Annotated in this window: 22 protein-coding genes; 9 read left to right on the forward strand and 13 right to left on the reverse strand. The window is 71.1% G+C overall.

Annotated features, from left to right (window positions below; all coding sequences use genetic code 11):
• Positions 1 to 2: 2 nt before the first annotated feature.
• Entirely contained in the window at positions 3 to 488 is a 486-nt protein-coding gene (locus tag ACFYZJ_RS28975; RefSeq protein ID WP_388572749.1) for a phage holin family protein, read from the reverse strand.
• 102 nt (positions 489 to 590) lie between these two features.
• Between ACFYZJ_RS28975 and ACFYZJ_RS28980 the strand changes: the two genes are divergently transcribed.
• Together ACFYZJ_RS28980 and ACFYZJ_RS28985 are read left to right on the forward strand one after the other, a co-directional pair.
• On the forward strand, positions 591 to 944 hold the full coding sequence (locus tag ACFYZJ_RS28980) for a VOC family protein (RefSeq protein WP_388572750.1): 354 nt from the start codon (positions 591 to 593) through the stop codon (positions 942 to 944).
• Positions 945 to 1,066: 122 nt separating this feature from the next.
• Positions 1,067 to 2,761 carry a purine-cytosine permease family protein gene (locus tag ACFYZJ_RS28985; protein ID WP_388572752.1) on the forward strand — a complete coding sequence of 565 codons (1,695 nt, stop codon included), beginning with the start codon at positions 1,067 to 1,069 and terminating at the stop codon, positions 2,759 to 2,761.
• A 36-nt stretch (positions 2,762 to 2,797) separates the two neighbouring features.
• Here the strand turns inward: ACFYZJ_RS28985 and ACFYZJ_RS28990 are convergent, their stop codons facing one another.
• The 11 genes from ACFYZJ_RS28990 to ACFYZJ_RS29040 form a co-directional block, all read right to left on the reverse strand.
• A complete protein-coding gene (locus ACFYZJ_RS28990; RefSeq protein ID WP_388572754.1) occupies positions 2,798 to 3,343 on the reverse strand; it encodes a GNAT family N-acetyltransferase in 546 nt (181 codons plus the stop codon).
• Between the two features lie 24 nt (positions 3,344 to 3,367).
• Positions 3,368 to 3,619 (reverse strand): LapA family protein, encoded by a 252-nt coding sequence (locus tag ACFYZJ_RS28995; protein WP_388572756.1) that lies wholly within the window; start codon positions 3,617 to 3,619, stop codon positions 3,368 to 3,370.
• Positions 3,620 to 3,880: 261 nt separating this feature from the next.
• Positions 3,881 to 4,804: an LD-carboxypeptidase gene (locus tag ACFYZJ_RS29000; protein ID WP_388572758.1), complete on the reverse strand. Its 924-nt coding sequence runs from the start codon at positions 4,802 to 4,804 to the stop codon at positions 3,881 to 3,883.
• Positions 4,801 to 6,765 (reverse strand): prolyl oligopeptidase family serine peptidase, encoded by a 1,965-nt coding sequence (locus ACFYZJ_RS29005; protein ID WP_388572760.1) that lies wholly within the window; start codon positions 6,763 to 6,765, stop codon positions 4,801 to 4,803. Before ACFYZJ_RS29005 ends, ACFYZJ_RS29000 begins: the two co-directional genes overlap by 4 nt.
• A 15-nt stretch (positions 6,766 to 6,780) precedes the next feature.
• A complete protein-coding gene (locus ACFYZJ_RS29010) occupies positions 6,781 to 8,085 on the reverse strand; it encodes a M20/M25/M40 family metallo-hydrolase (protein WP_388572762.1) in 1,305 nt (434 codons plus the stop codon).
• Positions 8,078 to 8,911 (reverse strand): M55 family metallopeptidase, encoded by an 834-nt coding sequence (locus ACFYZJ_RS29015; RefSeq protein WP_388572764.1) that lies wholly within the window; start codon positions 8,909 to 8,911, stop codon positions 8,078 to 8,080. The genes ACFYZJ_RS29010 and ACFYZJ_RS29015 overlap by 8 nt, the downstream gene beginning before the upstream one ends.
• 150 nt (positions 8,912 to 9,061) lie before the next feature.
• The gene (locus ACFYZJ_RS29020) at positions 9,062 to 10,081 is read right to left on the reverse strand and encodes a Gfo/Idh/MocA family protein (RefSeq protein WP_388572766.1); all 1,020 of its coding nucleotides are present in this window, start codon (positions 10,079 to 10,081) and stop codon (positions 9,062 to 9,064) included.
• A 23-nt stretch (positions 10,082 to 10,104) separates the two neighbouring features.
• On the reverse strand, positions 10,105 to 11,013 hold the full coding sequence (locus ACFYZJ_RS29025; protein ID WP_388572768.1) for a sugar phosphate isomerase/epimerase family protein: 909 nt from the start codon (positions 11,011 to 11,013) through the stop codon (positions 10,105 to 10,107).
• 1 nt (position 11,014) lies between these two features.
• Positions 11,015 to 11,917 (reverse strand): ATP-binding cassette domain-containing protein, encoded by a 903-nt coding sequence (locus ACFYZJ_RS29030; protein ID WP_388572770.1) that lies wholly within the window; start codon positions 11,915 to 11,917, stop codon positions 11,015 to 11,017.
• 6 nt (positions 11,918 to 11,923) lie between these two features.
• On the reverse strand, positions 11,924 to 12,994 hold the full coding sequence (locus ACFYZJ_RS29035) for an ABC transporter permease (protein WP_388572772.1): 1,071 nt from the start codon (positions 12,992 to 12,994) through the stop codon (positions 11,924 to 11,926).
• A 4-nt stretch (positions 12,995 to 12,998) separates the two neighbouring features.
• Positions 12,999 to 14,018 (reverse strand): sugar ABC transporter substrate-binding protein, encoded by a 1,020-nt coding sequence (locus ACFYZJ_RS29040; protein ID WP_388572774.1) that lies wholly within the window; start codon positions 14,016 to 14,018, stop codon positions 12,999 to 13,001.
• A 312-nt stretch (positions 14,019 to 14,330) separates the two neighbouring features.
• Here ACFYZJ_RS29040 and iolC point away from each other — a divergent pair, with 312 nt between their 5' ends.
• The 6 genes from iolC (at position 14,331) to ACFYZJ_RS29070 (ending at position 21,482) form a co-directional block, all read left to right on the forward strand.
• Entirely contained in the window at positions 14,331 to 15,287 is a 957-nt protein-coding gene (gene iolC / locus ACFYZJ_RS29045) for a 5-dehydro-2-deoxygluconokinase (protein ID WP_388572776.1), read from the forward strand.
• A 61-nt stretch (positions 15,288 to 15,348) separates the two neighbouring features.
• The gene (locus ACFYZJ_RS29050) at positions 15,349 to 16,227 is read left to right on the forward strand and encodes a deoxyribose-phosphate aldolase (protein ID WP_388572778.1); all 879 of its coding nucleotides are present in this window, start codon (positions 15,349 to 15,351) and stop codon (positions 16,225 to 16,227) included.
• Between the two features lie 88 nt (positions 16,228 to 16,315).
• Positions 16,316 to 17,200 carry a 5-deoxy-glucuronate isomerase gene (iolB, locus tag ACFYZJ_RS29055; protein WP_388572869.1) on the forward strand — a complete coding sequence of 295 codons (885 nt, stop codon included), beginning with the start codon at positions 16,316 to 16,318 and terminating at the stop codon, positions 17,198 to 17,200.
• A complete protein-coding gene (iolD, locus tag ACFYZJ_RS29060; RefSeq protein WP_388572780.1) occupies positions 17,200 to 19,074 on the forward strand; it encodes a 3D-(3,5/4)-trihydroxycyclohexane-1,2-dione acylhydrolase (decyclizing) in 1,875 nt (624 codons plus the stop codon). The genes iolB and iolD overlap by 1 nt, the downstream gene beginning before the upstream one ends.
• A 34-nt stretch (positions 19,075 to 19,108) precedes the next feature.
• Positions 19,109 to 20,602, forward strand: coding sequence for a CoA-acylating methylmalonate-semialdehyde dehydrogenase (locus ACFYZJ_RS29065; RefSeq protein ID WP_388572782.1), 1,494 nt, complete (start codon positions 19,109 to 19,111; stop codon positions 20,600 to 20,602).
• A 79-nt stretch (positions 20,603 to 20,681) separates the two neighbouring features.
• Positions 20,682 to 21,482 carry a GntR family transcriptional regulator gene (locus ACFYZJ_RS29070; protein ID WP_388572871.1) on the forward strand — a complete coding sequence of 267 codons (801 nt, stop codon included), beginning with the start codon at positions 20,682 to 20,684 and terminating at the stop codon, positions 21,480 to 21,482.
• A gap of 10 nt (positions 21,483 to 21,492) precedes the next feature.
• Here the strand turns inward: ACFYZJ_RS29070 and ACFYZJ_RS29075 are convergent, their stop codons facing one another.
• On the reverse strand, positions 21,493 to 22,647 hold the full coding sequence (locus tag ACFYZJ_RS29075) for a Gfo/Idh/MocA family protein (RefSeq protein WP_388572784.1): 1,155 nt from the start codon (positions 22,645 to 22,647) through the stop codon (positions 21,493 to 21,495).
• A 131-nt stretch (positions 22,648 to 22,778) separates the two neighbouring features.
• On the opposite strand from ACFYZJ_RS29075, the gene ACFYZJ_RS29080 reads away from it, so the two are divergent.
• On the forward strand, positions 22,779 to 23,780 hold the full coding sequence (locus ACFYZJ_RS29080) for a LacI family DNA-binding transcriptional regulator (RefSeq protein ID WP_388572786.1): 1,002 nt from the start codon (positions 22,779 to 22,781) through the stop codon (positions 23,778 to 23,780).
• Positions 23,781 to 23,807 lie beyond the last annotated feature (27 nt).

The following is a 23,807-nucleotide window of genomic DNA, read 5'->3' on the forward strand; positions in this document are numbered from 1 at the left end:
GCTCACCGGGCCCGGTGGTGCGGCGCCCGGGGGTCCGCTCCGGGACCCGCGGTACCCGGCGCGGCCGGGTCGGTGACGCCCGGCGTGGGCGGGGTGTGCGGCATCGGCGGGTACGGCGTCCCGAGCCCGCTCTGCGGGGCGGCGGGCGGCGTACCGCGGAGGCCGTGGGCGGCGTGGTGCGACGCGGCACCGTGCCCGCCCGTGCGAGCGGCGCCACGCAGCAGGTAGGCGGCCACGCCGAGCACCGCCGCCGTGATCAGCGCGGCGGCCCAGCCGGGCAGGGCAAGCGTCAGCGCCAGGCCGAGGGCGAGCGCCACCGCGGCGCCCGCGTACAGTCCGGTGGCGCCCGAGGCCGCGTAGAGCGCGGCCGTGCGGCGCTGCTTGCGGGTCTGCTCGCGCAACTCGTCGCGCACGGCCTCCCGGGCCACCTGCGCCAGCTCGTCGATCAGATGCTTGTCCAGATGTTCCAGGTGATCCAAGCGGTTCATGTTCGCCGGGTACCCGTGCCCGGGCACGCGTAACGGCAGGTGCGCGCCCGGATCGGTGCGAAACGATCTCCCTCCCGGCCGGCCGCAACTAGGCTCGTGCGCATGGACATTCTGGGAGCCACGCTGCGTGTCTGCGTCGACGACCTGGAGGCTTCGGTCACGTTCTACGAGAGACTGACGGGCGCCCGCGCGCTGCGCTTCGGGCGCGGCGGTGTCTCGGTCGCCGCGGTCGGCTGTTTCCTGCTGATGAGCGGGCCGGAGTCCGAGCTGGAGATCCTGCGCAAGGTGGCGGCGACGATCGCGGTGCAGGACGTCGAGGAGGCCCATCGGGTGCTGACCGACCTCGGTGCGCGGATCATCGCCGGCCCCGTCCCGACCCCGGTCGGCCGCAACCTCATCGCCGTGCATCCGGACGGTTCGGTGTACGAGTACGTGGACCGCCGCCGGACGGAATGACGCACTCCAGCCCCGTAAAGGCATCGAAATCGCAGGGAAACACGGTGGCGGGACCCTTCCGTGCAACCGCACTGCCCCGGTCGTCGGGGAGGTGACGCGAGCTCGCGGAAGAGGGAAGGTTCATGACGGACATCGTCGACAAGCAGGCGCCGCCGGACACCACGAGCCGGACGTACAACGGCTGGACGCGGAACGACACGCTCGAGGACTACTCGCTGCGCTACGCGCCGAAGTCCTTCCGCCGCTGGACGCCGTACGTGGTCGCCACCACGGCCCTGGGCGGCATCGCCTATCTCGCGGACTTCGCCATCGGCGGGTCCATCGCGATCTCCAACGGCTTCTCCAGCGCCATGGTGGCGATCCTGGCCGCGGCGGTCGTCATCTTCCTCACCGGCATCCCGGTCTCGTACTACTCGGCGAAGTACTCCATCGACATGGACCTGCTGACCCGGGGCGCCGGCTTCGGCTATCTGGGTTCGACCCTGACCTCGGTCATCTACGCCAGCTTCACCTTCATCTTCTTCGCCCTCGAGGGCTCGATCATGGCGCAGGCCCTGGAACTCGGGCTGCACATACCGCTCGCGATCGGCTACGTCATCTGCTCCCTGATCATCCTGCCACTGGTGGTCTACGGCATGACGGCGCTGTCGAAGATGCAGGTGTGGACCCAGCCGATCTGGCTGGTGCTGATGGTCGCGCCGTTCGTGTCCATCGCGATCCAGGAGCCGGGGAAGTTCTCGGAGTTCACCCACTTCGCGGGCAACTCGCCCACCGGGTCGAGCATCAGCATGCTGGGGATCGGCGCGGGCGCCGGTGTGGCCCTGTCGTTGATCGCCCAGATCGGTGAGCAGGTCGACTATCTGCGCTTCATGCCGGACAAGACGCCCGAGAACGCGAGGCAGTGGTGGGGCGCGGTGTTGTCCGCCGGTCCGGGCTGGGTGGTGCTGGGCGCGGCGAAGCAGATCGGCGGGGCGTTCCTGGCCTTCTACATCGCCGGCAGCGTGGGGCTCGCCAAGGCGAACGAGCCCATCCAGCAGTACGTGCACGGCTTCCGGACCTTCGCCGCGCCGGTCGCACTCGGGCTCGCGACGTTCTTCGTGATCCTGTCCCAGATCAAGATCAACTCCACGAACGCGTACTCCGGTTCGCTGTCCTGGTCGAACTTCTTCTCCCGGCTCACCCACCGTCACCCCGGGCGCGTCGTCTACATCTTCCTCAATGTCGGCATCGCACTGGCCTTGATGGAAGGCGGCGTGTTCGGGTTCCTCAACACGGTGCTGGGCTTCTACTCGAACGTCGCCATCGCGTGGATCGGCGCGGTCGTGGCCGACCTGGTGATCAACAAGCCGCTGGGGCTCAGCCCGTCGTACATCGAGTTCAAGCGGGCGCACCTGTACAACTTCAACCCGGTCGGCTTCGGCTCGATGCTGATCGCCTCGGCGGTGTCCATCGCCGCGTATTTCGAGGCGTTCGGCGCCTACGGCAAGGCGTACTCCCCCTTCATCGCCCTGTTCCTGGCCATGGTGCTCTCGCCGCTGTTCGCGGTGGTGACCAAGGGCAGGTACTACATCGCCCGCGTCGACGCCCTCGACGCGCCGCTGCTCGACGCGCAGGGGGTGCCCTCGGCGGCGACGCTGACCTGCTCGGTGTGCGCGGACACCTTCGAGCGCCCCGACATGGCGGGCTGCCCGTTCCACTCCGGCGCGGTCTGCTCGCTGTGCTGCAGCCTGGAGAAGGACTGCCACGACGCCTGCAAGAGCGGCACGGGCAGCGGACCGGTGAGCCTCGCGGCGCCCACCGTGCGGTCGGTGGACTGACGGTCGTACCGGGGCCGTCACCGCTCGGGATACCGCTCAGGTGCGGACCATCTCCGTGGTGATGGCCCAGCGTTCGTGGTCCCGCCAGGCCCCGTCGACGAAGATCATGTCAGGTGAGAAGCCCTCCAGGCGGAAGCCACAGCGCCGGGCGAGGGCGATCGAGGCGGTGTTGCGGGGCTGCGCGTTGATCTCCAGCCGGTGCAGCCGCAGCGGCCCGAACGCGTACCGCACCACGAGGTTCAGCGCCTCCGTCATCAGCCCGCGCCCGGCGGCGTGCGCGAAGGCGCCGTAGCCGAGCGCCCCGCTCTGGAAGCCGCCCCTGACAATGTTGTTGATGTTGATGTACCCGGCGATGGCCCCGGTCTCCCTCTCGCACACCAGGAACCCCGCCCGCGTCGGGTCGTCGATGAGCCGCCCCGCATAGGCGGCGTACTCCCCGGGGGTGGTCGGCGGGAACAGCCACGGATGGTGCAGCTCCCTGCTCTCCCGGGCCCGCGCGGTGAACTCGGCCGCGTCGTCGAGGGTGAAGTGGCGTATGCCCACGCGGGAGCCTCGGGCGAGATATTCACGGGTATCGGACACGGCGACACAGTACGTGATCCACGGTCACCGGCGTCTGCTGACGAGAAGGGCCCCGCACAGTGCCCCGATCACCCCCGTGCCGAGCAGCGCCAGCCACAGCGGCATGGTCACCAGGGGCACGAGCAGCCGGATCCGGGTGTGCTGTGTGTTCTCGAAGACGAAGACCAGCAGGAGCACGGCCAGCACCAGGACGGCCACCCTGCGCGGCGTGACACCCTGCCGCTCCTGGTCTGTCCCACCGCTCGTCGCGGTTCTTCGGGAGGTCTTCGGGCTCATGGGCCCAGAATGGACGGAGCGGCCCGGCGCCGCCCGGCGGGCGCTCCGGACGGGTGACCAACGGGCGGGAGGGGCGGGTGACCGAGCAGGTGGGACGGTCAGGCCACCGACGGGGCGGGACGCGCAGGTGACCGACGGAGGAGCCGGACGGGTGACCGGCGGATGGGCCGGACAGGCGACCGACGGACGAGCTGGACAGGTGACCGACGGATCGGCGGACGGTGGACGGTGGATCGGCGGACGGTGGACGGTGGATCGGCGTCACGCCAGCGCCGGGACCTCCAACGTGAGCGTCCCCGTGTCCGCGTCCAGTTGCGCGGCGACGCCGAGCGGCATCGTCAGGGCTCCTTCGCCGTGGCCGAAACCGAACCGCTCCACAACCGGTACGCCGAGCCCGCCGAGCCGGTCGGCGAAGACGGCGCGCAGCAGCTCGTACGGGCCGCACTCCTCCCAGGAGCCGAGCGCGATCCCGGTGACGCCGTCGAGTCGGCCCGAGCGCAGGAGCTGGGTGAGGAGCCGGTCGACGCGATACGCCTTCTCGCCGATGTCCTCGAGCAGCAGCAGCCCGCCCGGCGCGCCGGGCCGGGCGTGCGGGGTGCCGACCTCGGCAGCGATCAGGGCCAGACATCCGCCGGAGGTGACGCCCCGGGCGCGGCCGGGCACGAGCGCGGTGCCGGAGGAGGCGATGGTCCGTACGGACTCCGGCGCGAAGAGGGTCGCCCGCAAGTGGTCCTGCGTGCGCGTGTTCTTGAGGAAGTCGGCGGCCGCCACCATCGGCCCGTGCAGCGTGACCAGGCCGAGGCGGGCCGCGAACGCCTCGTGCAGCGCGGTGATGTCGCTGTAGCCGACCAGCACCTTGGGCCCGGCGGCGCGCAGCGCGTCCCAGTCGAGCAGGTCCAGCATGCGTTGCACCCCGTACCCGCCGCGGGCGCACAGGACCGCCGACACCTCCGGGTCGCACCAGGCGCTCTGGAAGTCGGCGGCGCGGTCGGCGTCCGTGCCCGCGAGGTAGGGGAACTCGGGGTGCCGGTCGAGCACGTGGGGGGCCACGACCGGGTCCAGGTCCCAGCCGCGCAGGATGTCGAGACCGGCGGCGAGCCGCTCCTCGATCACGGGACCGCTGGGCGCGACGACGGCCACACGGGCGCCGGGGGCGAGTCTGGGCGGCCTGATGAGGTGGGTCACTCGGTGAGCTCCAGGGTCGGGATGCCGGGCGGGTTCAGCCCGAAGACCTGCGCGTACAGGGACAGCTCGGCCTCCAGGGCACGCACCATGGTCTCAGCCCGCCGGAAGCCGTGCCCCTCGCCCTCGAAGGCGAGGTAGGCGTGCGGGATCCGCCGCCCCCGGAGCCGGGCCAGGAACCGCTCGCACTGCGCGGGCGGGCAGATCGGGTCCTCGAGCCCCTGCAGCAGCAGGAAGGGGACGGCGATCCGGTCGGCGTGCTCCACGGGCGACCGCTCGGCGTACCGGCCGGGCACCTCGGCATACGGTCCGACCAACGTCTCCAGGTACCGCGACTCGAAGTCGTGGGTCTCCCCCGTACCCCAGCTCGCCAGGTCGAGGACCGGGTAGCTGATCGTTCCGCAGGCGTACACGTCGGTCGACGTCAGGGACACGGCCGTCGTCCAACCGCCGGCGCTGCCGCCGCGCACGGCGAGCCGGTCCCGGTCGGCGGTGCCCTCCTCGGCGAGGGCGAGCGCCACGGCCGCGCAGTCCTCGACGTCGACGACGCCCCACTGTCCGCGCAGCCGGTCGCGGTACGCGCGTCCGTAGCCGGTGGAGCCGCCGTAGTTCACCTCGGCGACGCCGATGCCGCGCGAGGTGAAGTAGGCGATCTCCAGATCGAGGACGAGGGGGGCGCGGCTGGTCGGGCCGCCGTGCGCCCAGACGACGTACGGCGGCGGTGGGCCGTCGGGCGCGACGCACTCGGGATGGCGCGGCGGGTGGACGTGCGCGTGGATCTCGCGGCCTCCGGGCCCGGTGAAGGTGCGGACCTGCGGCTCGGGGTAGTAGGCGGGGTCGACGGGGTCCTCGTGCGCCGCACCGATCACGCGGGCGTGGCCGGTGGCGACGTCCAGTTCGACGACCTCGTACGCGGTGCGCGGGCCGGCGCCGACGGCGACGACGCGGCTGCCGTGCGCGGCGAGCGTGGCGGCGAACTCGGTCCAGGGTCCGGGCACGTCGACGACCTCGCCGCCGACCGGGTCGAGGATCCCGAGCCGGCCCGCTCCCCTGCCGTGCACGACGGCGACGGTGCCGTCGTCCAGGGGCGCGAACCACTGCAGTCCGACCTTCCACAGCGGGCCGCCGAACTCCTCCTCGCGCGGGCACAGGGGCACACCGTCCCGGTAGAGGTTCCACCAGCCGGTGCGGTCGCTCACGTACAGCAGGGAGCCGTCGGGCGCCCACTCGGCCTGCGCGATCGACTCCTCGGGGCCACCGGCCACGGCACGCGGCTCCCCGAGCGTCCCCTCGCCGGTGACCTCGGCGACGAGCAACTCGGTGCCGTCCCACGGCATGCGCGGATGGTCCCAGGCGAGCCAGGCCGCGCGGCGCCCGTCCGGTGAGAGACGGGGGCCGGTGACGAACCGGTGGCGCGCGTCCGTGAGTTCGCGAACGGCGTCCCGGTCCTCGGCCGCCGAGCCGTCCAGCGGTACGGCGGCCGGCACCCGCCGCACGTCCGCGGACCCGTCGCCGGTGAACTCCTCCAGCACGCACCACACTTCACCGCGCTCGACGTGCGGTCGGGGGTCGACCCAGCGCAGTCCGCCGCCCACCGACGACCGCGGGGTGAGCGGGCGCGGCCGACTGCCCGGCGCCTCCGGCTCGTAGGCGTACAACCGCTGGTCCGCGAAGTGCACGAACATCACCAGCGGTCCCTCCGGGAGCATCGCTCCCGTCCAGGGCCGGCCGCCGTACTCCATGACGCGGCTGCGCACGTTCCACGGCGGGGGCAGGACCGAGACCTCCCGGCCGTCCGCCGTGCGCCTGACCAGGGTGCGCCGGCCTCTCTCGGCGGGGCGGGGTTCGGTCCACCACGCCTCCTCGCCCACGAAGCCCACGGCCTCCGGCTGGCCGCCGTGCGCGGCGGCCAGGGCCGCGTCGACGGGCGAGGGCCACGCCCCGTACGGCAGGGTCCGTGCCATCTCCCCCACTCCCTCCTAGGCCGTGCGCAGAAAGCGGTCGAGGACGTGGACGCCGAAGTGCAGCGCCTCCACGGGCACGCGTTCGTCGACGCCGTGAAACATGGCCTGGTAGTCGAAGCCCTCGGGGAGCTTGAGCGGTGTGAACCCGTAACCGGTGATGCCGAGGCGGGAGAACTGCTTGGCGTCCGTGCCGCCCGACATGCAGTAAGGCACCACGTGCCCCTCGGGCGCGAACTCCTGGACGGCGGCCCGCATCCGCCCGAACGTCGGCGAGTCCACCGGCGCCTGGAGGGCGACCTCCCGGTGGTGGAACTCCCAGTCCACGTCCGCTCCGGTGAGTTCGTCCAGCGTCGTGAGGAACTCGTCCTCCGTACCGGGCAGATATCGTCCGTCGACATAGGCGACGGCCTCGCCCGGGATCACGTTCACCTTGTAACCGGCGCTCAGCATGGTCGGGTTGGTGCTGTTGCGGACGGTGGCCTCGACGAGCGCGGCGGCCGGGCCGAGCTTCTTCATCAGGCCGTCCACGTCGTCGAGATCGGCCTCGATCCCGTACAGCGCGGCGAGTTCGGTGAGCGCGGAGCGCACGGTGGGGGTGAGCCGGAGCGGCCATTCGTGAGCGCCGATGCGGGTGACTGCGGCGGCGAGCCGGGTGACCGCGTTGTCGCGGTTGACCTTGGAGCCGTGGCCCGCCCGGCCGCGCGCGGTCAGCTTCAGCCATCCGGTGCCGCGCTCACCGGCCGCGATCGGGTAGATCTGCCGTCCGTCGCCGGCGTGGAAGGTGAACGCCCCCGACTCGCTGACGCCTTCCGTGCATCCCTCGAAGAGGTCCGCGTGCCGGTCCGCGAGGTATCCGGAGCCGTCCTCGGCGCTGGCCTCCTCGTCGGCGGTGAAGGCGATGACGAGATCACGCCGGGGCCTGGTGCCCGAGCGCGCCCAGTGCCGTACGACGGCGAGGATCATCGCGTCCATGTTCTTCATGTCGACCGCGCCCCGGCCCCACACCACCCCGTCGCGCACCTCGCCGGAGAACGGGTGCACGCTCCAGTCCGCGGCCTCGGCGGGCACCACGTCGAGATGGCCGTGAAGGAGCAGCGCGTCGGCGCAGGGGTCGGTGCCCTCGATGCGCGCGACGACGTTCGTCCGGCCCGGGGTGCGCTCCAGGAGCGCGGGCTCCAGGCCGGCCTCGGCCAGCCGCTCGGCCGCGTACTCGGCGGCGGGCCGCTCCCGGCAGTCGCCGCCGCCGCGGTTGGTGGTGTCGATGCGGATGAGGTCGGACGTGAACCGCACGACCTCGTCGAGTGCCTGCCGGTCAGCCATACTGTTCCTCCACCGCGGCCGAGACGATCGTGGTGACCGCCTTGAACGTCCGGATCCCCTCGTACATGGTGGCGCTCGTGTACGCCACCTTGCGCTCACCGATGCGGTCCACGCCCGGGACGACCGTGGCGGACATCGCGAGGTGCTCGGCGTCGAACTCCAGCGCGATGGTGAACGGCCCCCGCTCCACCGGCTGGTGACGCACCGCCAGGGACGCGGCTTCCTTGGCCGCGGCGCGGATGTCGGCGGCGGTCCGGGCCGGGGTGCGGCACACGGCCGCGTACCGCGACACATGGTCCTTGACGGCCACCTTGAGCGCCTCCGGCGCGTAGCCGAGCGCGTCCTCGCAGGCCACGTCGTCGCCGGTGACGAGCACGACGGGCACGCCGTACTCGGCGACGACGTGCGCGTTCAGCAGGCCCTCGCTGGCGCGGGCGTCATTGAGCCAGACCCCGGTGATGGAGTTGGCGAGGTAGGTGTGCGCCAGCACCCCCTCCATACCGGCCCCCGCGTGGTAGCCGATGAAGGCGATGCCGTCCACGTCGCCGTGCTGCACGCCCTCGACCATGGACAGCGACTTGTGCCGCCCGGTGAGCATCTGCGCCCGCTCGTCCAACCGCTCGAGGAGCAGATTGCGCATGGTCCAGTGGGCCTCGTTGATCAGCACCTCGTCCGCACCGCCGTCGAGGAAGCCGAGCACGGCGGCGTTCACGTCGGAGGTGAACATCGACCGGCACCGCTCCCACTGCGGTGTCCCGGGCAACACGTCGGCCGGCCAGGTCACACCGGTGGCGCCCTCCATGTCGGCGCTGATGAGGATCTTCATGCCACGAACGGTACGCGTCCGTGACGTTGCGTGACCAGTCCTGTGGAAAAGTGTTCCGTCCGCCTGCGGGTGCCCTGTCAAAGACGTGGGCGGGGGGCCGGTCCTTCGACCGGCCCCCCGCCGACGTCATGTGCCGGAACGCCCGGCGGATCAGCGGTAGAGCGCGGGACGTTCGATCAGTTCGACTTCGACGCGCCGCCCCTCCGCCTGCGCGCGGACGCCCGCCTCGCAGACCGCCGCCGCCGCGTAACCGTCCCAGACGCTCGGACCGGTGACCTCGCCGCGCCGGGTGGCGTCGACCCAGGCCTGCACCTCGCGGTCGTAGGCCTCGGCGAAGCGCTCCACGAAGTCCGGGGCGATGGTGCCGCCCCAGCGGCCCGCCATGTTGGTGACCATGGCGTGTCCGTCGCCGATCCGGGCGGTGCCCGACTCGCAGACCACCTCGGCCTGCACCTGGTAGCCGAAGCCGCAGTTGACGAAGATCTCGACGTCGACGAGCGCGCCGCCGTCGGTCTCGAAGACGACGAACTGCGGGTCGGAGAGGCCCTCGGGGGCGTTGCCCGACGGTGTCGGGCGCAGCACCGTCACCGCGGTGATCTCCTGGCCGAGCAGCCAGCGGGTGATGTCCATCTCATGCACGACGGAGTCGTTGATGAGCATCGCCTCGGTGAAGCCGGGCGGGCTGCCCGCGTTGCGGTGCCGGTTGTGCAGCATCAGCGGCCGGCCCAGCTGGCCGCTGTCCAGCAGCGCCTTGAGCTTGACGTACTCGGCGTCGTAGCGCCGCATGAAGCCGACCTGGACGCGCCGGTGACCCAGCTTCTGCTCGGCCTCGAGGATGCGCAGGGCCGAGGCCGCGTCGGGGGTGAGGGGCTTCTCGCACAGCACGGGCAGGTCGTGCTCGAAGGCGGTGAGCAGGGCGGCCTCGTGCGCGGGTCCGGGCGAGGCGATCAGTACGGCGTCGACGTCCTCGGCGGCCATCGCGGCGGCCGGTTCGGTGTAGGCGGTGCAGCCCTCGACGCCCGCGGCGACGGACTTGGCCCGCTCCGCGTCGACGTCCACGACGGCGGCCACCCGTGCCCCGCTGATCACCTCGTCGATGCGGCGCACATGGTCGGCACCCATCCTGCCCGTACCGATGACGGCGACTCCGAGCGTTCCACGCTGAGTCATGGTGTTGCTGGTCCCTTCGGGGGTCAGGCGCCGCAGGAGCGGAGGAACTTGCGGGTGCGGACGGCGATGGGCAGCGGCTTGTCCGGCTCGCAGGGGTACATGTCCTGCTCGACGATGGCGAACAGGTCGACGCCCAGGCCCTGAGCGGCGGCCAGCACCGGCTCCAGCGCGGGCACGCCGGCCGGGGGTTCGCACATCACGCCGCGCTGCACGGCGGGCCCGAACGGCACCCCGTTGCTGACGACGTCCGCGAGGATCTCCGGGTCGACCTGCTTGAGGTGCAGGTAGCCGATGCGCTCGCCGTAGGTCTCGATCAGCTTGACGCTGTCGCCACCGCAGTAGGCGTAGTGCCCGGTGTCCAGGCAGAGGTTGACGAGGTCGGAGTCGGTGGAGTCGAGGAAGCGCTCGACGTGCTCCTCGGTGTCGATGTGGGTGTCGGCGTGCGGGTGGACCACGATGTCGAGGCCGTAGGTCTCCTTGACCTCGTGACCGAGCCGCTCCATGCCCTTGGTCAGGTGCGCCCACTGCTCCGAGGTCAGCTCCGAGGGCTCCAGGATCTCGGCGGTCTTGTCGTCCCGCCAGAAGGAGGGGATGACCACCAGGTGCTTCGCGTCCATGGCCTGGGCGAGCGCGGCGACCTGGCTGACGTGCTCCCAGGTCGACTCCCACACGGACGGTCCGCGGTGCAGGGAGGTGAAGACCGTGCCGGCCGACACCTTCAGGTTCCGCTTGTTCACCTCGTCGGTGAGCCGCGCCGGGTCGGTCGGCAGGTAGCCGTAGGGGCCGAGCTCGATCCAGGAGTAGCCGGCCTCGGCGACCTCGTCCAGGAAGCGTTCCCAGGGCACCTGCTGCGGGTCGTCGGGGAACCAGACGCCCCAGGAGTCCGGGGCGGAGCCCACCCGGATGCGGTCCAGGGAGGGGACAGTGGTCATGTCAGGAGTTCCCTTCGGGTGATACCGCCGCGGACGCCCGGAGGTCCTTCGCTTCCGGGAGCTCCTCGACGTCGACGCCGCTGACCTGCGCCAGTTCGTGCTTGAGCGCGGCGAGTTCGGCGCCGCCTGCCATGTGGTTGGTCAGCTCCTCGAGGCTGACCTCACTGCGGGAGGCACTGAGTTCGAGGGTGCCCAGCCGCAGCACGCTGAAGTGGTCGCCGACCATGTAGGCGTGGTGCGGGTTGTGGGTGATGAAGATGACGCCGAGGCCGCGCTCGCGGGCGGCGGCGACGTACTTCAGGACCACTCCGGACTGCTTGACGCCGAGGGCGGCGGTGGGCTCGTCCAGGATGAGGACGCGGGCGCCGAAGTAGACGGCGCGGGCGATGGCGACGCACTGGCGCTGGCCGCCGGAGAGGGTGCCGATGGGCTGCTCGAGGTCGTCCAGGACGATGCCCATGTTCCGCAGCTCTTCGTCCGCGGTCTTCTTCATCCGGGCGATGTCGAGGCGACGGATGGGCCAGGGTCCCTTGGTCATCTCGGAGCCGAGGAAGAAGTTCCGCCACACCGGCATCAGCGGCACGGTCGCGAGGTCCTGGTAGACGGTGGCGATGCCCTTGTCGAGGGCGTCGCGCGGGGTGGTGAACTTCACCGGCTCGCCATCGACGAGAAACTCGCCCTCGGTGTGCTGGTGCAGCCCGGAGACGATCTTGATGAGGGTGGACTTGCCGGCGCCGTTGTCGCCGAGCACGCAGGTGACCCTGCCCGGGTGGACGGCGAGGTCGACGCCGTGCAGGGCCCGGATGTTGCCGTAGGACTTGCCGGCGCCGCGCAGTTCCACGATGGGGGCCTGGTCCGCCGGGGTGGCCGTGCCGTTTTTCTGGTCGAGGTCAGCGGTGGTCATGGGTGGTCACCTCCGGGTCGCGGACTTCTGGACCCACAGATTGATGAGCGTGGCGCCGAGAAGCATCACGCCGAGGAAGGCCTTGAACCAGTCGGGGTTCCAGCCGGCGTAGACGATGCCCTGGCTGACCATGCCGAACATGAAAGCACCGAAGACGGGACCGATCGCGGAACCGTAGCCGCCGGTGAGCAGGCAGCCGCCGATGACCGCCGCGGCGATGTAGATCAGCTCCTGGCCGACGCCCTCACCGGACTGCACGGTGTTGAAGGCGAACAGCTGGTGCATGCCGACGAACCAGGCGCCGAAGCCGACCAGCATGAACAGCGAGATCTTGGTGAACTTCACCGGGACACCGACGGCACGGGCGCTGTCCTTGTTGCCGCCGACCGCGAAGATCCAGTTGCCGTACTTGGTGCGCAGCAGCACCCAGGTCGCCAGTGCCGCGAAGAACAGCCACCACAGCACGGTGATCTTGAACTGGACGCCGCCGACGGTGAAGCTCGACGAGAAGACCGCCTTGGCCTGGTCGAAGCCGTCCATGTCGCTGATGTCGTCGGTCGCCACGTTGCCGGTGACCAGCTTGGTGACCGCGAGGTTGATGCCCTGCAGGCCGAGGAAGGTGCCGAGGGTGACCAGGAAGCTGGGCAGCCCGGTGCGCACCATCATCCAGCCGTTGAAGGCGCCGATCGCGAGCGAGACGACGAGGGCGACGACCACGCCGACCCAGACGTTCATCGTCAGCTGGAAGCTGATCATGCTCGCGGTCAGCGCGGAGGTGATCACCGCGACACCGGCCGACAGGTCGAACTCGCCGCCGATCATCAGCAGGGCCACGGGCAGGGCCATGATCCCAATGGTGGACGACTGGTAGAGGACGGTGGCCATGGCGCTGCCCGAGCGGAACGTGGGAGCCATGGCGAAGAAGAAGACGAACACGGCGACGGCGCCGAGGAAGACGCCGACCTCCGGCCGACCGAGCAGCCGCACCACGAGGGAGCGCTCCACGGTCCGGCCGTCGCGTTCCTTGGGGCCGGAGGCCGGCGGTGAGGTCACCGCCGGCACAGCCTGCTGAGTCATGGGATCACCTCGTGCCCTTGGCGGCGAACGTCGCGATGGTGTCGACGTTGGACTTGTCGACGAAGGCCGGGCCGGTCAGCACCGGCTGCTCGCCGCCGCCGCTGTAGTTGCCGTTGTTCTTGTAGAGCCACAGGGAGTCGATCGCCAGGTAGCCCTGCAGGTAGGGCTGCTGGTCGACGGCGAACTGGATGTCGCCCTTCTTGATGGCGTTGGTCAGGTCCTTGTTCAGGTCGAAGGTGGCGACCTTCGCCTTGCTGCCGGCGTCGGAGACCGACTGCACCGCGGTCAGGGCGTACGGGGCGCCCAGCGTGGCCACGTAGTCGATGGAGCCGTCCTGCTTGAGCTTCGCGCTGATCGTCGACTTCACGGACGGCATGTCGGTGCCGTTGACGTACAGGATCTGCGTCTTGCCGGTGAACGTCTTCTTCAGCCCGTCGCAGCGTTGGGTGAGGCCGACGTTGCCCTGCTCCTGGATCACACACACGGTGTTCTTGGCGCCCAGCTCGTTCAGCCGCTTGCCGAACGCCTCACCGGCCACCGTCTCGTCCTGCCCGAAGAACTCCATCAGGCCCAGCTTCTTCCAGTCGCTCAGACCGGAGTTCAGGCCGACCACGGGTATCTTCGCCTGGGTGGCCTTGCTGATGACGTCCTTCATCGCGTCCGGCTTGGCGAGGGTGACCGCGATGCCGTCGACCTTCTGGTCGATCGCGTTCTGCACCAGGTTGGCCTGGTTGCCCGCGTTGGGGTCGCTGGAGTAGACGAGCTTGATGTTGTCCTTGGCCGCCGCCGCCTCGGCTCCCTTGCGGACGATGTCCCAGAAGGTGTCGCCGGGCGCCTGGTGGGTCACCAGCGCCACCGTCATCTGAGGAGTGTTGGCCTTGCCTGCGGAGACGTTGTTGCTCGCGTCCTCCGCCTTCTTCCCGCCGGAGCTGCTGGAGCAGCCTGCGACGAGGAGCGCGGAGGCGGCGGCCAGCGCGACGAGTGGGGCGACTTTGTGGGAGCGGGGGTGAAACGTGCGGTCCATCTTTAACCTGCACCTCACTGTGCGACCGGGAGGAAGGGGAGGGTCGGCGCCGAACGGACCCCGTCAGGGCCCGGACGGACATCCGGGTCATGTGCCGGAGAACCGGCGGTTGCGTTGGCACGGGATACAAACCCCTGTCGCACCCACCTGTCAATACTTTGTTAAGACATCATTTCAGAAGCAGGTCCGAATGTAAGTACAAAGCCTTGACAGGGGCTCGTCGCGCGGCCTACACCTGTGAGGCATCCGGGGCCGGATGCCCGCCCACCCGGCGTCCGGTCGCCCGCATCCCCCGCATGAGGAGCGTCGCACATGCCTGAGCCCGCCGAACATTTCGATCTCATCACCATGGGCCGCATCGGGGTCGATCTCTACCCGCTGCAGACCGGTGTACCGCTCCCCCAGGTCGAGACCTTCGGAAAGTTCCTCGGCGGCTCGGCGGCGAACGTGGCGGTGGCCGCGGCGCGTCTCGGCCGCCACACGGCGGTGATCACCCGGACCGGGAACGACCCCTTCGGCACCTATCTGCACCAGCAGCTGAAGGAGTTCGGCGTCGACGACCGGTTCGTCACGCCCGTCGACGAGTATCCGACCCCCATCACGTTCTGCGAGATCTTCCCGCCGGACGACTTCCCCCTGTACTTCTACCGCCGGCCCAAGGCCCCCGACCTGGAGATCCACACCGACGAGCTGGACTTCTTCGCCATCCGCTCGGCCCGGATCTTCTGGATCACCGGTACCGGCCTGAGCGAGGAGCCCAGCCGCTCGGCCACGCTCGCCGCCCTCAAGGCCCGCGCCAAGGCCGGCATCACGGTGTTCGACCTCGACTGGCGCCCCATGTTCTGGAACGACCCCGAGACCGCACGCCCGTACTACCGCGAGGCGCTGGGCCACGCCACGGTGGCCGTCGGCAACCTCGACGAGTGCGAGATCGCCACCGGCGTACGCGAACCGCGGGCCTGCGCCGAGGCGTTGCTGGAGGCCGGTGTGGAGCTCGCGGTCGTCAAGCAGGGCCCCAAGGGCGTGCTCGCGGTGCACCGCGACGGCACGACGGCCGAGGTGCCGCCCGTGCCGGTGGAGGTCGTCAACGGACTCGGCGCCGGGGACGCCTTCGGCGGCTCCCTGTGCCACGGGCTGCTCGCCGGCTGGCCGCTGGAGAAGACCATGCGGCACGCCAACGCGGCCGGCGCGCTCGTCGCCTCCCGCCTCGCCTGCTCCTCCGCGATGCCGACCGAGTCGGAGGTCGCCGACCTCGTCGCCCGCGGCTGACCGTCGCCTCGCGGCCTCTCGCACGCGGCCCCACGGCCGCCACCCCTGAACGGAGCCTGTCTTGAGCATCAGCATCCCCGACCTCGCCACGGTGCGCGCCCGGCACCCGGAGGCCATCGCCGAGGCCGCGGCCCGCCGGGTCCGCCGCCCGCTGATCGGCGACAACGGCCGCCTCATGATCGTCGCCGCGGACCATCCGGCCCGTGGCGCCCTCGGTGTCGGCGACCACCACCTCGCCATGGCCAACCGCGCCGACCTGCTGGAGCGCCTGTGCATCGCGCTGTCCCGGCCCGGTGTGGACGGGGTGCTGGCCACCGCGGACATCCTGGAGGACCTGCTGCTCCTCGGCGTCCTGGACGACAAGGTCGTCATGGGCTCCATGAACCGCGGCGGACTCGCGGGCGCGTCCTTCGAGATGGACGACCGCTTCACCGGGCACCGCGCCGAGGACATCGAACGGCTCCGCTTCGACGCGGGCAAGCTGCTGCTGCGCATCGACTACGACGACCCGGGCTCCCTGACGACCCTGGAGTCCACGGCCAGGGCGGTGGACGACATGGCCGCACGCCGGCTGCCGCTGTTCATCGAACCGTTCATATCCCGCCGGGTCGACGGCCGGGTGCGCAACGACCTCAGCGGCGAGGCCGTCACCCGGTCCATCGCCATAGCCTCGGGTCTCGGCGGCACCTCCGCCTACACCTGGCTGAAACTGCCCGTCACCGACGACATCGACGACATGGCCGAGGCGCTGGAGGCCTCCACACTGCCGGCGGTGCTCCTCGGCGGGGAGGTCGGCAAGGACCAGGAGGGCGCCTACGAGAAGTGGCGCAAGGCGCTGCGCCTGCCCACCGTCCAGGGGATGGTCGTCGGCCGGTCCCTGCTGTACCCCGCCGAGGGCAGCGTGGAGACCGCGGTGGACACCGCGGTCGGGCTGCTGTGACACCGCGGCCCGCATCCCCGCCACGACCGCACGAACGCCAGGAACGCACGAACGCCACGAACGCCACATGGCCACGAAGAAGGGCATCATGACCACCGCGCACCACCTCCCCGCGGGCAAGGCCGCAACCGGCGCCTACGCGGTCGACGTCACCCCCGAGTCGGCCGACTGGGGCTACTCCAGCCTGAAGGTGCTCGAACTGCCGTCCGGCGGCTGGCACTCCTTCGACACCGGCGACAGCGAGTGGATCGTGCTCCCGCTGTCCGGCTCCTGCACCGTCGCCGTCGGCGGTGACACGTTTCGCCTGCACGGCCGCGAGAGCGTCTTCAGCGGGGTCAGTGACTTCGCGTACGTGCCGCGCGACGCCCAGGTCTCGATCGCGTCCCGCGACGGCGGCCGGTTCGCGCTCACCGGCGCCCGCTGCGAGCGCCGGCTGCCCGCCCGTTACGGGCCCGCCTCGTCCGTGCCGGTCGAGCTGCGCGGCACCGGCAACTGCTCCCGCCAGGTCAACAACTTCGGTGCCGCCGGCGTGTTCGAGTGCGACAAGCTCATCGCCGTCGAGGTGATCACGCCGGGCGGCAACTGGTCCTCCTTCCCGCCGCACAAGCACGACGAGCACCGGCCCGGCGAGGAGTCGCAGCTGGAGGAGATCTACTACTTCGAGTTCGCCGCCCACGACGGCGCGCCCGGACTCGGCTACCAGCGGGTCTCCCCCTCCGGCCAGGGCAGCAACACGGACGTGCTGGCCGAGGTGCGCGACGGTGACGTCGTGCTCATCCCGGACGGCTGGCACGGACCGTCCATCGCGGTTCCCGGCCACGACATGTACTACCTGAACGTCATGGCGGGCCCCGACCCCGACCGCGCCTGGCTGATCTGCGACCACCCCGACCACGCGTGGATCCGCGACACCTGGCCCGCGCAGCCCGTCGACCCCCGTCTCCCCCTCTACACGGCACCGGAGAAGCCCTGATGAGCAGCACTACCCGCCGTCTGACCGTCGCCCAGGCGCTGGTGCGGTTCCTGTCCGCCCAGTACACCGAGCGCGACGGCGTACGCCACCGGCTGATCGCCGGCACCTGGGGCATCTTCGGCCACGGCAACGTCGCCGGCATCGGCCAGGCGCTGCTCGAGGCCGGCGAGGACACCATGCCCTTCCACCAGGGCCGCAACGAACAGGCCATGGTGCACGCCGCCGTCGGCTACGCCCGCCAGCGGGGCCGGCTCTCCGCGCAGGCGGTCACCACCTCCATCGGCCCGGGCGCCACCAACCTGGTCACCGGCGCGGCCCTGGCCACCATCAACCGCCTGCCGGTCCTGCTGCTCCCCGGCGACTACTTCGCCACGCGCGCCGCCGACCCGCTGCTCCAGCAGCTGGAGCACCCGGTGGAGGCGGATGTGTCGGTCAACGACACGCTGCGCCCGGTCTCCCGCTACTTCGACCGGATCACCCGCCCGGAGATGCTGATCCCGTCCGCGCTCAACGCCATGCGGGTCCTCACCGACCCGGCGGAGACCGGCGCGGTCACCCTCGCGATGCCGCAGGACGTGCAGGTGGAAGGCTTCGACTGGCCGGAGGAGTTCTTCGCCGAGCGCGTCTGGCACGTACGCCGCCCGGCCCCCGACCCGCTGGAACTGGCGGAGGCGGTGCGGGCGATCCGCACAGCCGAGCGACCGCTGATCGTGGCGGGCGGCGGCGTCCACCACAGTGAGGCGGAGGAGGCCCTCAAGGCGCTGGTGGACGCGACCGGCATCCCGGTGGCCTCCACCCAGGCCGGCAAGGGATCACTGCGCCACGACCACCCGGCCGACCTGGGCGGAATCGGACACACCGGCACGGCGGTCTGCGACGACATCGCCCGCACCGCCGATCTCGTCATCGGCGTCGGCACCCGCTACAGCGACTTCACCACCGCGTCGAACACGCTGTTCCAGAACCCCGGCGTGCGGTTCGTCAACCTCAACATCACGGCCTTCGACGCCCACAAGCTCGCGGCGCTCACGCTGGTCGGGGACGCCCGCGCGGGCCTCACGGCACTCGCCGAGGGCCTGGCCGGCCACCGGGTGGGCGAGGCGTACGAGGCCGAGTACCGGGAGGGCAAGGAGCGCTGGGAGCAGGTCGTCCAGGCGGCCTACCGGGCGGACGACGAGAACTCCGTGCCGACCCAGACCCAGGTCCTCGGCGCCCTGGACGCGGTCGTGGGCGACGACGACGTGGTGATCAACGCGGCCGGCTCGCTCCCCGGCGACCTGCACAAGCTGTGGCGGGCCCGCTCTCCGCGCCAGTACCACCTGGAGTACGGCTACTCCTGCATGGGCTACGAGATCCCGGCCGGCATCGGCGTCCAGCAGGCCGCGCCCGGCACGCCGGTGTGGTCGCTGGTCGGCGACGGCACGTACCTGATGATGCCGACGGAGATCGTGACCGCGGTCCAGGAGGGCCTGCCGGTCAACCTGGTCCTGATCCAGAACCACGGCTACGCCTCCATCGGCGGCCTGTCGGAGGAGACCGGCGGCGAACGGTTCGGCACCGCCTACCGCTACCGGGCCGCCGACGGCACCTTCACCGGGGCCCCGCTCCCGGTGGACCTGGCCGCCAACGCCGCCAGCCTCGGCATGGACGTGCTGCGCGCCAAGACCGTACGGGAACTGCGCGACGCGCTCGCCGCGGCGCGCGCCTCCGATCGGCCGACCTGCGTGTACGTCGAGACCGACCCGACGCCCACCGCCCCACCCGCCGAGGCCTGGTGGGACGTGCCCGTCGCCGAGGTCGCCACCCGCGAGGCCGCCGTGTCCGCCCGCGAGCGCTACGACCGGCACGTCGCCGGCCGCCGACGCCACCTCTGACTCCTCCGCTGAACGAAAGGTCCCACTCCGCACCATGAAGACCATCACCCACTGGATCGGCGGCAAGCCCGTCGAGGGCACCTCGGGCCGCTTCGGCCCCGTCTACAACCCGGCCACCGGCGCCCAGGAGAAGCAGATCGCCTTCGCCACGGTCGACGAGGTCGACGCCGCGGTCGCCACCGCCAAGGCCGCGTTCGAGAGCTGGGGACAGAGCTCGCTCGCCAAGCGCACGGCGATCCTGTTCAAGTTCCGCGAGCTGCTGGACGCGCACCGCGACGAGATCGCCGAGCTGATCACCGCGGAGCACGGCAAGGTCCACTCCGACGCGCTCGGCGAGGTCGCGCGCGGTATGGAGATCGTGGAGCTGGCCTGCGGCATCTCCGAGAAGCTGAAGGGCGAGCTGTCCACCCAGGTCTCCACCCGGGTCGACGTCGCCTCGATCCGCCAGCCGCTCGGCGTCGTCGCCGGCATCACGCCGTTCAACTTCCCGGCCATGGTGCCGATGTGGATGTTCCCGATCGCCATCGCGACCGGCAACACCTTCGTGCTCAAGCCCAGCGAGAAGGATCCCTCGGCCTCCTTCCGCCTCGCCGAGCTGCTCGCCGAGGCGGGCCTGCCGGACGGCGTGTTCAACATCGTGCAGGGCGACAAGGTGGCCGTGGACCGGCTCCTGGAGCACCCGGACGTCGCCGCGGTCTCGTTCGTCGGCTCCACGCCGATCGCCAAGTACATCCAGCTCAAGGCGGTCGAGCACGACAAGCGCGTGCAGGCCCTCGGCGGCGCCAAGAACCACATGCTGGTGCTGCCGGACGCGGACCTGGACTTCGCCGCCGACCAGGCGATCAACGCGGCGTACGGCTCGGCGGGCGAGCGCTGCATGGCCGTGTCCGTGGTCGTGGCGGTGGGCGACACCGGTGACGAGCTGGTGGCGAAGATCGCCGAGCGCGCGAAGAACCTGCGCATCGGCCCAGGAGACGACCCGGCTTCGGAGATGGGCCCGCTGATCACGCGCGAGCACCGCGACAAGGTGGCGTCGTACGTGACGAGCGCGGCCGAGCAGGGCGCCGAGGTCGTGGTCGACGGCACCGGATACTCCGTGGAGGGCCACGAGGACGGCTTCTTCATCGGCGTGTCGCTGCTGGACAAGGTGCCCGTGACGGCGGACGCGTACCAGGACGAGATCTTCGGCCCCGTTCTGTGCGTGGTGCGTGCCGACACCTACGACGACGCGATCAAGCTGATCAACAGCTCGCGCTGGGGCAACGGCACCGCGATCTTCACGCGGGACGGCGGCGCGGCCCGCCGCTTCCAGCTGGAGGTCCAGGCGGGCATGGTCGGCGTCAACGTGCCGATCCCGGTGCCCGTCGGCTACCACTCCTTCGGTGGCTGGAAGGACTCGCTCTTCGGTGACCTGCACATCTACGGCAACGACGGCGTCGCCTTCTACACCCAGGGCAAGGTGATCACCACGCGCTGGCCCGATCCGGCCGACGGCGGTATCAACCTCGGGTTCCCCAGCAACTCCTGATGAGAGCGGCGGCGGGTGCGGGAGCGGGCGTATGGCCTCCCGCACCGGCCACACTTTCCCCTATTGTCAGGACAAGATGATGACAAGTGTTCCGGTCAACCAGTCGGCGGCATATTCTCCCCCCGTGACCACTTCCGCACCCGATGCCCTCGACTTCGCCCTCGACCGCAGCAGCCCGGTCCCCCTCTACTACCAGCTGGCGCAACAGCTGGAGGCGGCGATCGAGCACGGGGTGCTGGGCCCGGGGAGCCTGCTGGGCAACGAGATCGAGCTCGCCGGGCGGCTCGGCCTGTCCCGGCCCACGGTGCGCCAGGCCATCCAGTCGCTGGTCGACAAGGGCCTGCTGGTCCGCCGCCGGGGAGTGGGCACACAGGTGGTGCACAGCCAGGTCAAGCGCCCGCTGGAGCTGAGCAGTCTCTACGACGACCTGGAGGCCGCGGGACAGAAGCCCGCGACCCAGGTGCTGCGCAACGAGGTGGTGCGGGCCTCCGCCGAGGTCGCGGCCGCGCTGGGGATCGCCGAGGGCGGGGAGGTGCACCACCTGGAGCGCCTGCGCCTCGCACACGGAGAGCCGATGGCGTTCCTGTCCAACTACGTGCCGGCGGGCCTGCTGGACCTCGACACCGAGCGGCTCCAGGCCACGGGCCTGTACCGGATGATGCGGAGCGTCGGCATCACCCTGCACAGCGCCCGGCAGACGGTGGGCGCGCGCTGTGCCACCGCCGAGGAGGCCGAGCGGCTGGGCGAGCCGGCGGGCGCGGCCCTGCTGACCATGCAGCGCACGGCGTACGACGACACCGGCCGTGCCGTCGAGTACGGCACGCACATCTACCGCGCCTCGCGGTACTCCTTCGACTTCCAACTGCTGGTACGGCCCTGACCTGGCGGCTTCACGCCAGGTCCACCCAGGTGCGCCGCTCCGCCGAGCGGCTCATGGCGTCCAGTGCGGTGGCGCTGCGCACGGCGTCCTGAAGGGTGGGGCCGTACGCGGTGCCCTCCGCGATCGAGCGCAGGAACTGGTACGCCTCGATGACCTTCAGGTCGTCGTAGCCCATGGCGTTGGCCGCGCCGGGCTGGAAGGCGGCGTACTCGCCGTGCCCGGGGCCGACGTAGAGGGTGCTGACGGGCTGGTCCTGGTAGGCCGTGCCGCGGCTGACGCCGAGCTCGCCCATGCGCCGGAAGTCCCAGAACAGGGCGCCCTTGGTGCCGTGGAGCTCGAAGCCGTAGTTGTTCTGTTCGCCGACCGAGACCCGGCTGGCCTCCAGGACACCGCGGGCGCCCGAGGCGAAGCGCAACAGGCAGCTCACGTAGTCCTCGTTCTCGACGGGCCCCGGCTCCCCGCCGGAAGCCCGGGTGTGGCCGGCGGTGGCGCCGGTGGGGCGGGCGCGTTCGGGGATGAAGACGGCACTGTCGGCGGCCAGCGACTCGATCTCGCCGAGCAGGAACCGCGCCAGGTCCACGCCGTGCGAGGCCAGGTCGCCGAGGACCCCGCTGCCGCCGCGCTCCCGCTCGTACCGCCAGGTCAGGGCACCCTCGGGGTGGGCGGCGTAGTCGCTGAAGAGGCGGATGCGGACATGGGTGACGGTGCCGATCTCACCGGAGGCGATCAGCTCGCGGGCGGCGGCGACGGCGGGCGCGTTGCGGTAGTTGAAGCCGACCGTGCCCTGGACACCGGCCTTGCCGACCGCGTCGGCGACCGCGTGGGCGTCCTCGGCGGTCAGGCCGACCGGCTTCTCGATCCAGATGTGCTTGCCCGCCTCGGCCATGGCGACGCCGATCTCCCGGTGCAGGAAGTTGGGGGCGGCGATGCTCACCGCCTGGACCCGCGGGTCGGCGGCGACCTCGCGCCAGTCCCGTACCGCGGTGGCGAAGCCGTAGCGCGCGGCGGCCTCCTCGGCGCGTCCGGGCACCTCGTCGGCGACGGCGACCAGTTCGGGGCGCAGGGACAGCTGCGGGAAGTGGTGCGGCAGGCGGACGTAGGCCTGGGTGTGCACCCGTCCCATCCAGCCGAATCCCACGACGGCGACGCCCAGCGTACTCACCATGACTGCCCCTTTTTGGACCGGTCCACAACGTGCGCGACCCACACTGAAGGGCATAGACACCCGTTGTCAATGGTGGACCTCGGTGTGCTCGCTCTTTGACAGCGAAGCCCACCGTATGGAACGGTCCAGACATGAGACCTCCGACGATCCGCGATGTCGCCGAACGGGCCGGGGTGTCGAAGTCGCTGGTCTCCCTGGTCCTGCGCGGCTCCGACCAGGTGCGCCCGGAGAAGCGGCGCGCGGTGCTGGCCGCCGTCGAGGAGCTGGGGTACCGGCCCAACGCCGCCGCGCGCAGCCTGAGCGAGCGCCGCACCCGCACGGTCGGCGTCCTGCTGAACGACCTGCGCAACCCCTGGTTCGTGGAGCTTCTCGACGGCCTCAACTCCCGCCTGCATGACGCCGGCCTACGCATGCTGCTGGCCGACGGGCACCTCAACCGGCGCCTCGGCGAGGACCTGACCCGCACCTTCACGGACCTCCGCGTCGACGGGCTGATCGCGGTGGGCACCCTGCCGCCGTCCGAGGCGCTGCGCCAGGCCGCCGCACAGATCCCGACCGTCGTCGCGGGCGCCCGGGAGCCCCACCTGCCGGCCGTCGACATCGTCGCCGGCGACGACGAGCACGGCGCACGTCTCGCCACCGAGCACCTCATCGGCCTCGGGCACCGCCGTATCGCGCACATCGCGGGCCAGGGAGTGGTCGGCTCGCTGCGCCGGCGCGGCTTCGAGACCGTGATGCGCGAACACGGCCTCGCGGACCGGGCGCTCGTGGAACAGGGCGACCTGACGGAAGAGGGCGGCTACCGCGCCACGGTCCGCCTCCTCAGTACACCCGAACGCCCCACCGCCCTCTTCGCGTTCAACGACATCGCGTGCGTCGGCGCCCTGTCGGCGGCGGAGGAGCTGGGACTCCAGGTGCCGGGCGACCTGTCGCTCGTCGGCTACGACAACACGTACCTCTCGCGCCTGCGGCACCTGTGGCTCACCACGGTGGACAACGGCAGCCACGACGTGGGCCGCCGCGCCGCCGGGCACCTCGTGGACCGCATCGCCGACCCGGCCCGCCCGGCGGAACTGGTCCTGACGACACCGGCGTTGGAGGTGCGGGGGACGACGGGCGTGCCGTCACTCTGACAGGGGACCATCGGCACCACGGCGGGC

This window comes from Streptomyces sp. NPDC001848, from assembly GCF_042891915.1.
GTDB lineage: Bacteria > Actinomycetota > Actinomycetes > Streptomycetales > Streptomycetaceae > Streptomyces.